The 14,083-nt window shown below is 34.3% G+C and carries 11 protein-coding genes; 7 read left to right on the top strand and 4 right to left on the bottom strand.

What is annotated here, in order from left to right:
* Nucleotides 1–140: 140 nt before the first annotated feature.
* The 3 genes from ERX46_RS00005 to ERX46_RS00015 all read right to left on the bottom strand — a co-directional run bounded on the left by ERX46_RS00005 (nt 141) and on the right by ERX46_RS00015 (nt 2,832).
* Entirely contained in the window at nt 141–530 is a 390-nt protein-coding gene (locus tag ERX46_RS00005) for a hypothetical protein (RefSeq protein ID WP_130091775.1), read from the bottom strand.
* A gap of 214 nt (nt 531–744) precedes the next feature.
* Nucleotides 745–1,062, bottom strand: coding sequence for a hypothetical protein (locus ERX46_RS00010; protein WP_130091776.1), 318 nt, complete (start codon nt 1,060–1,062; stop codon nt 745–747).
* Between the two features lie 723 nt (nt 1,063–1,785).
* Nucleotides 1,786–2,832, bottom strand: a complete 1,047-nt coding sequence (locus tag ERX46_RS00015) for a tyrosine-type recombinase/integrase (protein WP_130091777.1) — start codon at nt 2,830–2,832, stop codon at nt 1,786–1,788.
* 602 nt (nt 2,833–3,434) lie between these two features.
* Here ERX46_RS00015 and ERX46_RS00020 point away from each other — a divergent pair.
* The 7 genes from ERX46_RS00020 to ERX46_RS00050 all read left to right on the top strand — a co-directional run bounded on the left by ERX46_RS00020 (nt 3,435) and on the right by ERX46_RS00050 (nt 10,190).
* Nucleotides 3,435–4,712: a gliding motility-associated C-terminal domain-containing protein gene (locus ERX46_RS00020; protein ID WP_130091778.1), complete on the top strand. Its 1,278-nt coding sequence runs from the start codon at nt 3,435–3,437 to the stop codon at nt 4,710–4,712.
* On the top strand, nt 4,709–5,635 hold the full coding sequence (locus tag ERX46_RS00025; protein WP_130091779.1) for a PorP/SprF family type IX secretion system membrane protein: 927 nt from the start codon (nt 4,709–4,711) through the stop codon (nt 5,633–5,635). Before ERX46_RS00020 ends, ERX46_RS00025 begins: the two co-directional genes overlap by 4 nt.
* Nucleotides 5,636–5,857: 222 nt before the next feature.
* Nucleotides 5,858–6,541, top strand: coding sequence for a succinate dehydrogenase cytochrome b subunit (locus tag ERX46_RS00030; protein WP_130091780.1), 684 nt, complete (start codon nt 5,858–5,860; stop codon nt 6,539–6,541).
* A gap of 6 nt (nt 6,542–6,547) precedes the next feature.
* A complete protein-coding gene (locus tag ERX46_RS00035) occupies nt 6,548–8,551 on the top strand; it encodes a fumarate reductase/succinate dehydrogenase flavoprotein subunit (RefSeq protein WP_130091781.1) in 2,004 nt (667 codons plus the stop codon).
* Nucleotides 8,552–8,606: 55 nt separating this feature from the next.
* Nucleotides 8,607–9,359 (top strand): succinate dehydrogenase/fumarate reductase iron-sulfur subunit, encoded by a 753-nt coding sequence (locus tag ERX46_RS00040; RefSeq protein ID WP_130091782.1) that lies wholly within the window; start codon nt 8,607–8,609, stop codon nt 9,357–9,359.
* A gap of 313 nt (nt 9,360–9,672) precedes the next feature.
* Nucleotides 9,673–9,891 carry a hypothetical protein gene (locus ERX46_RS00045; protein WP_130091783.1) on the top strand — a complete coding sequence of 73 codons (219 nt, stop codon included), beginning with the start codon at nt 9,673–9,675 and terminating at the stop codon, nt 9,889–9,891.
* On the top strand, nt 9,891–10,190 hold the full coding sequence (locus ERX46_RS00050; RefSeq protein ID WP_130091784.1) for a type II toxin-antitoxin system RelE/ParE family toxin: 300 nt from the start codon (nt 9,891–9,893) through the stop codon (nt 10,188–10,190). Before ERX46_RS00045 ends, ERX46_RS00050 begins: the two co-directional genes overlap by 1 nt.
* A gap of 87 nt (nt 10,191–10,277) precedes the next feature.
* On the opposite strand, the gene ERX46_RS00055 is transcribed toward ERX46_RS00050, so the two are convergent.
* Nucleotides 10,278–13,931, bottom strand: a complete 3,654-nt coding sequence (locus tag ERX46_RS00055; RefSeq protein WP_130091785.1) for an ATP-binding protein — start codon at nt 13,929–13,931, stop codon at nt 10,278–10,280.
* Nucleotides 13,932–14,083 lie beyond the last annotated feature (152 nt).

The raw sequence follows: 14,083 nt of genomic DNA on the forward strand, positions 1-14,083 counted from the left end.
TGGAATGTTGGAACTTCATTTGTCGTTTAATCCACCAAGATACGAACCGCCGTATACGAGACCCGTACGTACGGTGGTGTGAGAGGCGCACTCCGTCAGTTTATCTGGCGGAGCCGTCTACTCGATTGTAAAACGTTTTTTTAATTCCATTCTATTTTCAGCTTCTCCAATTCCGCATTTAATTCAGCGAGTGAATTCGGTTCAATTATTTGCGTATTTATTGTCAGTTCCTCTTTGTCCGTTTTTAAGATATAATCTCCCGCAAATTTTTTAATCCGCTTTATTTCAGTGAGATTTAGTTTTTTTCCGAATGGTCCATTCACGGTTAAAATTCCGTTTTCAATAGTAACATATTTATATTTTTTCTGATAGAAGTAGGTTAATAAATACGCCAATGAAATTAAAATCCAACCATAATCAATCCAATCAAGTTTATCGTCAAAAAATAGTTTGACAAAGAAATATGAGAGCCAAATTATTCCGAAAATCAGATTAAAGTTTAGTTGTCGTTTTTTATATTGGATTCTCATTTTTCAAATGTTTTACAACGTTTAGTATAAGAAACGTAGGGCAGATGATAAGCACTACCGTTTCGGTTTATTACTTAGCTAAATATAAATATTTTGCTTTTATCTTTTCTTCTATAAACGCTAAATTTTATATTTGGCGGACTTTGTAAATAAACACAAGACTTCGGAGTTAACACAAATGCCCTATGTTTTTTATACAGTGTTATCTACTTTTTTATTCCCTTTTCAAGTATAAGTATTCAGAAGTTTTGAAAGTTATATAATAAATTCCTAGCAATAATTTCCATCCAGATAAATTAGACCCTAATTCTAGTTTTATAGTTCCATTTTCTTCGCTTTCGATTTTAAGAGGCTTAGTTTTACACCAATCTATTTTGGTAGATATGTCATTTTCCCCAGCATCAAGTTCAAAGGATTTAGTTTCTCCATCTTTAATAGTATCCACTTTTTCGTTATTAATGTAAATTCCAATTGCTCTTGCTTTATTAGCGTATTGTTTTACTCGTTTAATTTCAACTATTCTTTTTGTCATTTTATTCGTTCGTTTTTTATTGTAGATAACGTTAATGATAAAATGAGCCTAAGCGTAGGTTTTGTTAGATAGCCTCACTTTACCTTAACTCAAAGTGATGATAAATATACTAAAATTCATTTTATCATATGTTATGTGTTGTTTGCTTTCATCATCCTACTTTAAATCCTGATCGTCTGCTCTAAGAAAGCAAGTAAATCTTTTTAATTTTTCTATTAAAGATTTAAAACAACTTGTCGTTAGTGGTATTTACCACTCATCCATTTTTCAAACAGAACTTTATGGCATTTATGCTCCGGATAGATGCGCTTTAGCCTTGCGTTAAGTTGCTTTGATATGATTGCAATAGACTGGTTTTCTATCCTTTAAATCAAATTAAAATACAAAACTTATTGCTTAAACCTTGACTTTGTCATTTTTAACCTCTAATTTTATCAAGTCTTATTTGACGATTCTACTCGTCCTAAAGTAAACTTTAACGGTATCACCGCATAAGACTTAACCAATTTGATCCATTGGTTTGCATTTTAATTATCTTACTCAGAAAACCATCCGATTTATAAAAACAATCATTGAAAAATGGGTGAGTGATAAAGTCAAATACTACTGAATGACATATAACTTATTATATATTCAATTAATCCGTACAATACCCTCTAAATCTAGAGATATTGTACAGTTTTACTGAATAATATATTGTAAAGCTAATGAAATATTTCTATTTTACAAATCGTCAAATGGGCTTTTGATTCGTTGTATATCCCTGTTGCTGACATGTGTATAAATCTCTGTTGTTTTTGAACTGCTGTGTCCCAATAATTCTTGAATATAGCGCAAATCCGTTCCACTTTCCAATAAATGGGTAGCATAGCTATGTCGCAACCAATGCAATGTAACTGGTTTCTTTATTCCCGCCTTTTTTACAGCTTTTTTTAATACTTCTTGAATGCTGGTTGGACTATATTGTTTTCCCGCTTTTTGCCCTTCAAACAGCCATGTCTTTGGTTTGTAAGCTTTATAGTAGGTGCGTAAAATTTCAATTATACCATCACTAATAGAAACAACTCTGTCTTTTTTTCCTTTAGATTGATTTATACGAAGTAAATATCGGTCAGAATGTATATCGGTGGGCTTTAAATTTAAAACTTCACTTCTTCTCAACCCACATGCATAAGTCAAGCTTAACATGGTTCGATGTTTTAAATTAAGGGGTGCTTCAAGTATTGCTTTCACTTCCTGTTTGCTCAAAACATTAGGGAGTAAACTTTCTTTTCTTGGCCGTTGTACCAAATCTATATCTATTTCTCTTTTCTCTATTGTTTTAAAAAATTTCTTTAAAGCATTAATGAATTGATTTTGATATGAATTAGATAATTTTTTCTGAACTATATACTCAATGTTAAAACGTATGATGTCTTCGTTATTAATTTCATTAATGGATTTTTCATTATAGAATATAAAGAAAACTCGCATTGTATTTCCATAGGTGTTTATAGTACTTTCTGCATATTCATGCGCTGTGAGCCAATCCTTAAATTTTTCAAGTTGCATAACTTTTTCCTCCGAAAGAAAGTCTTGATCATAAATTGGAATACCAAATTGTTTTCGATAGACTTTGTTATCAGGCAAATGCCAAACTTTAAGGGAAGGACTCCATTTTGCTCCGCGAAGTTTCTTAAAACGTTGACGTAACTCTAGTTTGTTTTCAAATTCAACAGCAATTCTACGCTGGTCTTTATGGTTGATTAACCATGCTTTAAAATTTTTCATAAATGATGATTTAGGTGTTTTGTATTTTACAATCTTAAATTAAGATAGTGAAATATAGTCAATCAACAACTTTCGTTAAGGTCTAATCTTCGCATTAGGTATTACTTGGGCCTTTCAATAAATGGAACTCGTGGATCTTTTGCATTAGGGGTAGCAGCGGCATCCTCTGACGTTTTGGTCAGAGATACAGCGGAAAACCCGACCCAGACATTTTTAAAAGCGAAGCGGAGAAAAATCGTCTGGGGAATGCCCAAAAACTCATCATTAAAAATGAAAGGAAAATTAGTTTCAGTTTACGGCCTTTAATATTTAGTGTCTGGTCGGAAACACAACAAAATTAATCCCGAAAGCTTTCGGGATAATTCTTCTGAGTTTATTTCACTTTTCTTCTTGTCGGCTGATGCTGAGGTATCTCCTAAAGAAAGAAAAGGAAAATAATTCTCAAAATTTATATAATTTATAAAAATCGTCTGTTTCCGACCAGCCACTATTTATCGTTCACTCACTTTATTCCACCCCAAATTTTATTTATCAAGAACTATAACATAAATTTCTTTTATCTTCGTTCTCTATTTCTAAAGCAAGTCAAGTAGTTTCACGTTATGATAAAATATTTTCTTCTCATTATTCTTTTGTTTTATTCGCTATTCACTATAGCCCAAGAGGAATATAATAATTGTGCTGATGCTTTCGAGTTGTGTCCTAATACTACTTTTTCATTAAATAATATTGGTGCAAATGCAACAGTATGTGCTAATTGTGAAGACGATTTCAACTTTTGTTTTAGTGGACAAAACACCATTTGGATGTCTTTTACTACCAATGATTTAGGAGGAGATGTGAGTGTGAATCTCAATAATATAGTTTTTGAAACGAATCCAGGACAAGGAAATGGATTGCAAGCGGCTATTATTGAAGCAACATTACCTTGTATTTCTTCTTCTTATTCTTTGATTTCAAACTGTGAAGCAAATGCAACAACTGCATTTGCATTGAATGCTATTGCTTTGCCACCAAACACAACTTATTATGTGATTGTAAATGGAACAATGGGAACTTCTCTTCGCGCTGAAGCAACTTTTAATGTGATTTTAACAGGAGCAGGAATTGCAAGAAATCCTCAACTTTCCTTATCTACAAATAAAACAACGGTCTGTAAAGATGAAAATGTGGTTTTTCAAGCCACTGCAATTGATTGTGATGATCAACTACAATTTAACTGGTATGCCAATGGAGTTTTAATTGGTGTAACAATAGATTCAACTTTCGAATACAAAGCTTTGAACGACAATGATGTGATTACTGCTGAAATGGTTTGCTTTACACAGTGTAAAGATTCGATAGTTAGTAATTCCATTACATTTACGGTGCTTGACTTTTTTGTTGATGCTGGTCCTGATATTTATATTCTACAAGGAGAAAACATTAAACTTCAAGGGCAAACCAGTGGGTCGAATATAACATGGAGTCCTCCTTATAATATTAATAGCACATCATTAATTGAACCAATTGTCTATCCAAATGAAACTACTACCTACTATTTATCTGTTAGTAATGGAATTTGTTCAATTGTTGATGAGGTAACCGTATTTGTAGAAAATCTATTGAAAGTTCCCAACACTTTTTCGCCAAACGGAGATGGAATAAATGATGAATGGGAGATTTTAGGAATTGATAATTTTCCAGATTGTGGAATTCAAGTTTACAATAGGTGGGGACAATTGGTTTTTCAAACGACAGGTTATCCTTCTGATAAAAGATGGAATGGAACTGCGGAAGGAGGAAAGAAATTGGCGCCTGGAAGCTATTATTATGTTATTAATTTGCGCGATGCTCAATTTGAAGAGCCGTTAAAAGGAACAGTTACAATTATTGAATGAGAAAAATTATCACATTTCTAATTTTATCAATCTCCTTTTCTTCTTGGAGTCAACAAATTGCGCAATATTCACAGTGGTCATTCAACCAATTTGCGATAAATCCTGCATTGGCTGGCGTAAAACGTTGTTTGGATGTGAGAACTGCGGTGCGTTTGCAGTGGGCAGGCTTTGAAGGTGCTCCAGAAAGTGGATTGTTTACGATTAACGCTCCATTAAAAAAGCTCAAGAAACGACACAATGCTTCTTTTCATGGATTGGGTGGGAAAATTGAACGTGATGTTTACGGACCTTTCAATAATATTGCAATAACGATGGCTTATGCAATGCATTTTCCATTTGAGAAAGGCAGGCGATTGAGTTTTGGAGTTGCAGCTGGAGTTCAACAATTTTCGTTTGATCATACCCAAGCAATTACTATTGATCCAGATCCAGCAGTGGCACAATCCGTAAATCAAATGCTTTATCCATTACTCGGACTTGGCGTTTGGTACAATTCTGATAAATTTTATGTAGGTGCAGCAATTGATCAAATTGGAAAAAATAAATGGGAAGATGTTGGTTTTTCTTCCCGATTTAGATTGCACACAAAAGTACAAATGGGAACAAAGTTTTCTTTGGATAATGACAATTCACTTCTACCAGGAATTTTATTTCGAATTCCGCCAGCTGGTCCAATGAGTTTTGATATTAATCTGATGATAGATTTCAAAAATAGAATGATGCTTGGCGTCGGATATCGAAACACAGATGCATTTATCGCTTTCTTAAAAGTGAACATTAAAAAGTTTACCATCGGCTATAGTTTCGATTATATCACCTCTGCCATTCGCGGTGGAAATTTCCATACACATGAATTATCACTTCAGTTTAGTGGATGTAGAAAGGGGCCTCGGTCAATGAATGCTTGTCCTTTGTTTGAATAGCTATTTTAATGTTTAATTATTAAGGATTAATGTTTAACGGATTTGCGCTGGGCGTCGATTTCAATGGAGTTGAAATTCAATGCTGTACGCGTTAACCATTAATAATTTACCATTAAACATTAAGAAAACCTTATCTAAATCAATTCTAAATAACTAAAAAATGAGCTAGAAGTCAAACTAACCTTTATTTTTGCTTGTTACATTAGAAATATATAAATAATTATGAGCAAATCGGGTTTATTTAAATCATCAATAGGAAGGAAATTAGCAATGGCTTTATCGGCTTTGTTCCTTATGATTTTCCTTTTACAACACCTTGTCATTAACATAACGGCAATAATTAGTCCTGACACTTTTAATGAGTTGTCGCACTTTATGGGAACTAATCCTCTGGTGCAATTTGTTGCGCAGCCTATCCTTATTTTTGCAGTGGTTTTCCACTTCATTATGGGATTTGTTCTTGAAATTAAAAACAGAGCTGCAAGACCAATTTCTTACAACAAGTTTAATGGTGCTGCCAACTCAACTTGGATGTCAAGAAACATGATCATTTCAGGATTAGTGATTTTAGCGTTTTTAGCACTTCACTTTGTTGATTTTTGGTTTCCAGAGATCAATACGAAATACATTGTTGGTGATATGTCAGGAATGCACGATGGTGGATTCAGATATTACGAAGAGTTATTGCACAAATTTGCTAATCCAGTAAGAGTAGGCGTATATGTACTTGCTTTCATTCTTTTGGCTTTGCACTTAATGCATGGTTTTGGTTCTGCATTCCAATCAATGGGTCAGAACAACAAGTACATCGATGGATTAAAAAAATTCGGAGTTATTTATTCAGTGGCAGTTCCTTTAGGATTTATTCTAATTGCAATTTCACTTTATGTAACGACATTAAACTAGTAGGTTATGACAAGTATAGATGCGAAAATACCAAGTGGAGCGTTAAAAGATAAATGGACTAGCCACAAGAACAATATTAATTTAGTTAATCCAGCAAACAAGCGTTTAATAGACGTGATTGTTGTAGGAACTGGACTCGCAGGAGGATCAGCAGCTGCAACTTTGGCTGAGTTAGGATATAACGTTAAAGCATTTGCTTTTCAAGATTCGCCAAGACGTGCGCACTCGATTGCGGCACAAGGAGGAATTAACGCAGCAAAAAATTATCAAGGAGATGGAGATTCAATCTATCGCTTGTTTTATGATACAGTAAAAGGTGGTGATTACCGTTCAAGAGAAGCAAACGTTTATCGTTTGGCTGAAGTTTCGGCAAACATCATTGACCAATGTGTGGCGCAAGGAGTTCCTTTTGCACGTGACTATGGTGGGTTGTTAGATAACCGTTCTTTTGGAGGGGTTTTGGTTTCACGTACTTTTTATGCGAAAGGCCAAACAGGACAACAATTATTGTTAGGAGCTTATTCTGCAATGAATCGTCAGATTGGTCGTGGTAAGATTAAAATGTACAACCGCCACGAAATGTTGGATGTTGTCGTTATTGATGGAAAAGCGAGAGGAATTATTGCCCGCGATTTAGTTACTGGAAAAGTTGAACGTCACAGCGCTCATGCTGTAGTTGTTGGTTCTGGAGGATACGGAAACGTTTTCTTCTTGTCAACAAACGCAATGGGAAGTAACGTTTCTGCAGCTTGGAAAGTACACAAGAAAGGAGCTTATTTTGCTAACCCATGTTTCACTCAAATTCACCCAACATGTATTCCTGTTGCTGGAGAATTGCAAGCGAAATTAACGTTGATGTCGGAATCTTTAAGAAACGACGGTCGTATTTGGGTGCCTAAAAACATGGAAGATGTTAAGGCAATCAGAGCGGGTCAATTAAAACCAACTCAACTTACAGAAGACAAAAGAGATTATTATTTAGAGCGTCGTTACCCTGCATTTGGTAACTTAGTTCCTCGTGACGTTGCGTCTCGTGCAGCTAAGGAACGTTGTGATGCTGGTTATGGTGTAAATCAAACTGGACAAGCTGTATATTTAGATTTCGCATCTGCAATTGCACGTTACGGAAAAGAAACAGCACACGTTCAAGGATTAGACGAAAACGACCAAGCACTTGTTACAAAATTAGGGAAAGCAGTTATTGCCAATAAATACGGTAACCTTTTCCAAATGTATGAGAAAATCGTTGATGAGAATCCTTATGAATCTCCAATGATGATTTTCCCAGCTGTTCACTATACAATGGGTGGAATTTGGGTAGATTATAACTTAATGACAACAATTCCTGGATTATATGCGATTGGAGAAGCTAACTTCTCAGATCACGGAGCTAACCGTTTAGGAGCTTCAGCATTGATGCAAGGATTAGCAGATGGATATTTCGTATTGCCATACACAATTGGTGATTATTTATCTCATGACATTCGTACAGGACCAATTCCAACAGATCATCAAGCATTTGCAGACGCAGAGAAAGATGTTGTGGAACGTTTAGACCATTTAATCAATAATAAAGGAACTAAATCAGTGGATAATTTCCACAGAAGATTAGGTCACATTATGTGGGAGAAATGTGGAATGGCACGTAATAGAGAAGGTTTAGTTTCAGCAATTTCTGAAATTCAAGCTTTGCGTGATGAATTCTGGAAAGATGTAAAAGTTCCTGGTGGAAGAAATGAATTCAACGAGGAATTAGCGAAAGCTGGACGTGTAGCAGATTACTTAGAATTAGGTGAATTGTTCGCTAAAGATGCTTTGTTAAGAGAAGAGTCTTGTGGAGGTCACTTCCGTGAAGAATCTCAATCTGATGATGGAGAAGCAAAACGTGATGATGAAAACTTCAAATACGTTGCTATGTGGGAATACACTGGAAATCCTGCAGATGCTATCCTTCACAAAGAAGATTTAGTTTATGAGAACATCGAACTTAAAACGAGAAGCTACAAATAAATGTAAATTGAAAGTGTGTGATGAACGCCTTTCAAAATCATAAAAAATTAGAGATATGAATTTGACATTAAAAATATGGAGACAGCAAAACTCCAACGATAAGGGGAAAATGGTTGATTACCAAATCAGCGATGTCTCTGGTGATATGTCTTTCCTTGAAATGCTTGACGTTTTAAATGAAGACTTAATCACGAAAGATGACACACCTGTATCTTTTGATCATGATTGTCGTGAAGGTATTTGTGGAATGTGTTCCTTGCAGATCAATGGAGAACCACACGGGCCAGATAAAGGAGTAACAACTTGTCAATTGCACATGCGTAGCTTCAAGGATGGTGACACAATTTATATTGAGCCATTTAGAGCAAAAGCATTTCCAATCATTAAAGATTTAGTTGTTGATAGAAGTGCATTTGACCGTATTCAGCAGTCAGGTGCGTATGTTTCTGTGAACACTTCAGGAAACACGCAAGATGCAAACAATATTCCTGTTCCTAAAGAAGATGCTGATATGGCATTTGACGCAGCAACATGTATTGGTTGTGGAGCATGTGTAGCAGCGTGTAAAAACAGTTCAGCTATGTTATTCGTTTCAGCTAAAGTTTCACAATTTGCTTTGTTACCACAAGGTAAAGTGGAAGGAAAGAAACGTGTTCAAGATATGGTTGCACAAATGGATGCTGAAGGATTCGGAAACTGTTCAAACACCGGAGCGTGTGAAGCAGAATGTCCAAAAGGAATTTCTTTAGAAAACATCGCAAGAATGAACCGTGAGTTGATTTCAGCTAAATTAGCTGTGAAACATTAAGGGTTTTTGTTGCAGTAGGGGCGATTTGCAGTAAGGGCGATTTGCAAATCGCCCCTACTGCAATACACGATATAATTATATTTGAAAAGTGGAAGTCGTGAGGCTTCCACTTTTTTTTGACTTTTAACTCTTTTTCTCAACTGTTACCGCGAGATTTTATCTGGTGGTAACAGTTGTATTTTTTGATTTGATTTCAATCTTTATTTTAAGTTCAATCAATGATTTGAATATATGGTCTAGTATAATTTATTATTTCAAAAAAAACGTATACCTTAGTAGAAGCTATAACATAGAAATTACTTAAAATATTATCATGGCACAATTCCTTTTAAATATATCTGACAAAAGTAAAGCGGAAAAGCTTTTTGAATTTTTAAGTACGCTTAATTATTTAAGTATTGAAGCACTTTCAGAGGAAGAGATTAATATTTCTGAAGATGAGAAAGGACTTATGATTAGTCGTTTTGATAATGCAAAGGAGAAAGATTTTACTGATTTGGATGACATTATGAAGAAATATAATATTAAATAATGAAAGTGTTTAATGTTAAAGTTTTAGATGAGGCAAGTATTGATCTTGATGAAGGCTTTGAATATTATTCAGATATAAATCCTGAACTGGGAGAGCGGTTTATCAACCTAGTATATTCAGCCCTTAAAGACCTTGAAAAAAATCCTTTCTATCAAATTCGTTATCATAATTTTAGAATGAAGGTCGTTAGGAAATTTCCGTATGTCATTCATTATATACTTGACGAAAAAAGACAAATAGTTTTCGTTTATGGTATACGTAATTCTTTTCAAGATCCTGATAAATATCCGAAAGAATAGTTTTATATATTGAAGAGCGGAGGTCGTGAGGCTTCCACTTTTTTTTGCAGGTTTGTGGCGTTATGTAATTGTATAACACCACAAACCTTAATCATTAACCTTCGGCAACCGTATATAAAAAGTCGTCCCACTTCCTTTTTCCGATTCAAACCAAATTTCACCATTGTGGTTATTAATAATTTGTTTTACCATGGCCAGGCCTAATCCTGATCCAGTTGTTTTGGTTGTGAAATTCGGAGAGAACATCTTCTTTTGAATATCTTCTGGAATTCCAAGGCCTTCATCATGCACTGAGATAAGGAAATGTTCTTCCTCAGCAACACATGAAATGGTGATGTTGGTGAGACTTTTTTCAGGCGTGGCTTGAATGGCATTTTTCACCAGATTATTGAACACACGAATGATGAGGTTTTTATCTGCGAAAATTGTCCAGTCTTTATCTTTGTCAACTACTAAATCAATCAAAACTTTATTCGAAGAATACAAATCTACAATGTTATAAAGTATAGGGATTAAGTTCAAACTTTCTTCATTGGCTTTTGGCATTTTAGCGAAGTTTGAGAATTCGTTTGCAATCTTCGTTAATGCGTCAATCTGCTCAATAAGTGAATTAGCTATACGCTGCATCTTTTCTTTCGCATTCGGGTCGTTAACGTCAAAGGAGCGCTGGAAATGCTGAACACTTAGCTTCATTGGTGTCAAAGGATTCTTTATTTCATGTGCCACTTGTTTGGCCATTTCTCTCCATGCAGTTTCTCTCTCACTTTTGGCGAGTTGCATGGCTTTTAATTCCAACTCAATCAACTTGTTGTTGTAGTCTTTTACCAATGCTCCAATTTCATCATCTCCTTTATAGTCAATAGGCTTGTTTTCTTTTCCAAGCTCCATTTTTCTAAAACTTTGTTGGATCAATCTTAGAGGAGCAGTTATCCATCCTGAAACAAAAATGGCTACAACAACAGTAATTACGAGCAACAAAACAGCAATGTTAATCACCGCAACAATGAAATCATTCATTTGATTCTCAAAAGCGTTTTGCTTCGAGAAGTGTTGTAAATTGATATAGCCCAAGAGCTTTCCTTCGTGATTTGTGTAAGGCAAATATGCAGATAGGAATGAAAGTTCACCAATTTCTTCAAGGTGAATAAACTCACTTCTTTGATTGAAATTCATCGCATAAAAAGCACGGTTATTCATCTGCATTGTACTCACACCTTTGTCATAAAGCTTAGGTTGTGAAGTAGCGAATAATTCTCCGTCCAATGCATAAAAATTGATATCTGTAACAAATACATTGGCAAATTTCTTTAAAATATAATTGAGATAATCGCCATGAATTGAAGGAACAAGTTTTTCTTTATCTCCAATTTTCTGATCAATTTCAATCTCCACAGAATATATTTTCTCCTTTAAATTATCATTGGTGTACACACCATATTGACGTGTCACATTTTGGATTGCAACATAAGCAAAGATGATGAACGAACCGACGACCATTCCTATTAAAACAACTTGTACTTTGAGAGAAAGTTGCAATGTTTTTAGAGGAAATATTGTTTTCCAATTGAAAATAAGCAGGGTGATCAAAGCAAAAATTCCAAAGAAAAGCACCAAGTAAGAGAAAGTACTTAATTGTTCAATAAAGCGTTTTTCAGGCTTTGAAATTACGACCGCTTGTCCGTCATCTTGCTGGTAAATCAAGTGACTCATTCCTTCGATTGTAATAAAACCTGCTTTTTTACTGAATTGCTTTTGGAAATAGGTCATGCTGGTAGGGAAATTATAGCTTCCAAAACGCATCACTAATTTATCATTGGAATAGCGTGCAATAGAATAGTCCTCTAAGTCTTGTAAAGCATAAGATTTTTCATTCATTAATAAACGCGGAAAACCGATTTGCTCTGGAATTTTCTTTGATTTAAATAAGATATAGAAATCGAGTTTAGAAGAATCTGAACGGATAATTTCTCGTCTACCGATGTAGCTCAACTGATCATAATAATCTTTCACAAAGTAGAGTTCTTCTGCAATGGAAGAAGCAGCGGAATGAATGTCAATCAAATGATCAATCTCCTCTTTCGTTTTCGATTGATTTGAAATATAATCCATCAAGGGAGTTCCATCTTGCTGAAAGAAGAAAAAACTTAGTTCATACCTTTCCCAAAACTCACCAAAGCAACAATTTTCAATTTGATTAGAAAGATTTGGGGCAGTAAATAAGTCCTTTTCATCCACTAAATGGTAGAAATTAGGATCTTGAATCAATTTATCAACAGTAGTGGCATATTCAAGTTCCATGTTCGGATCTTGATCAGTAATTAGCTGATTGGCAAATAATTCTCGTTTTTGATGTTCATTCGATTCATTATTCTCAAAAAGAATAACAGCACCATAAAAACCAATCACGATAACTATAGCTATATGGTATTTTAGCGCATTTATTCGGGTGTTTTTTGTAGCCAAATAGAAGAACAAAGCATTCAATAAAACAGGCCACAAAGCATTGAAAATATTCTTTTGAATATAAATAATTTCAATAAAAACGAAAACTACACCACTAATAAACCAAAGTATGGCTAGCCTATTTAAGGGAATACTTGAGCGAACCAATTTTATACTAATTTGACGAACCAATAAATAATAGGCTAAGAATAAAGCAGAAATAACAATTAGAGCAATCACAGAATATAGGTTCAACGAGAACACCTCATCGATTTTCATAGAGATAGAACTGTTGATAATCAGCGATTCGAAAATATAGCTGATAAAAGCTGAAAAGACGAGTAAGGAGAGATAAGAAAAAGCCAAAACGAAAGCTCCTTTTCTAGTGTTTTCTCTAAGCACATGAAGGAAATATAAAACCCACCAAACTAAAATTGAGATAATGATTAAAGTTAAAACAAGACTACCTAAGTTGGGGATTAAACTGTTGTTTGCATAAAGAATGGGATCGTAAAGTTCAAACTCACTAAACAATTTTATCCATCCAAAATGAATAGACAAATAGCGCAGAAAAATTAAAAATACTGGATAAGCTAAGATTAGCCATTTGTGGCGATGCGCATAACCAATAATGATTTTGGTGAGTGCAATGAATAAACTTAAGAATCCGAAAGCGTACAAACAAAAAATCAGCAATTGTTTAGTGGTTCCAATAGATTTTTCTTGATGCACTGTGAAATAGAACAAGGTCTTTCCATTGTCAGATATAACCGGATTATTGTTGCCATTTTTCTCCCATTGAATACTGACTTCATTTGTTGTACTAAATGCTGAGGATAAATTATTCTTTAAGGCATTATTTTCATAGAAGAATTCATTTTTGATTTTACTAGTAATGAAAACTTGAAGATCATGAACTTGAAATTGATCCACTAAATAATATCCATTTGAGAATTTTCCTACAAAGTGATTACTGACTTTAGAAAAATCGCTGTCAATATTAATTTCGTTTGAATTCCAATAAACTAAAGAGTCATTGCGTAAAATATGAATCGAAAAATCACTTTTTTGAAGGTCTTGAAGAGTCCATAAATGAGCTATGGTATTGCTTTTTACAACTTTTCGAATTGATTTTTTGAATTGGTTTTGACGTTTCTCAAGCTGCGAAAAATCATTTTGAAAACGTTCTTGCTCACTTTCAATATCCGTATTGTAAAATATGGAATAAGCAGCCCACGATAAGAGGATACTTATGAGTGCCAGTACTAGCCATTTAGTTTTGTTTGAAATAGATATCATTACAAACAAATCTAACTATTTTCAAGGAATATAGATTGTTGGTCGATGAAATAGTGAAAACTATGCTCCTATAAACCATCCGTCTTAGTAAATCTTTATATCAAATTGTAGATACTAGACAGAAGACACTATACAGAAGATACTAGATGTTA

Origin of the sequence: Brumimicrobium glaciale (assembly GCF_004152935.1) — a bacterium.
Taxonomy (GTDB): domain Bacteria; phylum Bacteroidota; class Bacteroidia; order Flavobacteriales_D; family Crocinitomicaceae; genus Brumimicrobium; species Brumimicrobium glaciale.

Excerpts from the sequence above, each read along its gene's own strand:
- ERX46_RS00005 (WP_130091775.1), bottom strand. The coding sequence starts at position 530 with ATGAGAATCCAATATAAAAAACGACAACTAAACTTTAATCTGATTTTC.
- ERX46_RS00010 (WP_130091776.1), bottom strand. The coding sequence starts at position 1,062 with ATGACAAAAAGAATAGTTGAAATTAAACGAGTAAAACAATACGCTAAT.
- ERX46_RS00015 (WP_130091777.1), bottom strand. The coding sequence starts at position 2,832 with ATGAAAAATTTTAAAGCATGGTTAATCAACCATAAAGACCAGCGTAGA.
- ERX46_RS00020 (WP_130091778.1), top strand. The coding sequence starts at position 3,435 with ATGATAAAATATTTTCTTCTCATTATTCTTTTGTTTTATTCGCTATTC.
- ERX46_RS00025 (WP_130091779.1), top strand. The coding sequence starts at position 4,709 with ATGAGAAAAATTATCACATTTCTAATTTTATCAATCTCCTTTTCTTCT.
- ERX46_RS00030 (WP_130091780.1), top strand. The coding sequence starts at position 5,858 with ATGAGCAAATCGGGTTTATTTAAATCATCAATAGGAAGGAAATTAGCA.
- ERX46_RS00035 (WP_130091781.1), top strand. The coding sequence starts at position 6,548 with ATGACAAGTATAGATGCGAAAATACCAAGTGGAGCGTTAAAAGATAAA.
- ERX46_RS00040 (WP_130091782.1), top strand. The coding sequence starts at position 8,607 with ATGAATTTGACATTAAAAATATGGAGACAGCAAAACTCCAACGATAAG.
- ERX46_RS00045 (WP_130091783.1), top strand. The coding sequence starts at position 9,673 with ATGGCACAATTCCTTTTAAATATATCTGACAAAAGTAAAGCGGAAAAG.
- ERX46_RS00050 (WP_130091784.1), top strand. The coding sequence starts at position 9,891 with ATGAAAGTGTTTAATGTTAAAGTTTTAGATGAGGCAAGTATTGATCTT.
- ERX46_RS00055 (WP_130091785.1), bottom strand. The coding sequence starts at position 13,931 with ATGATATCTATTTCAAACAAAACTAAATGGCTAGTACTGGCACTCATA.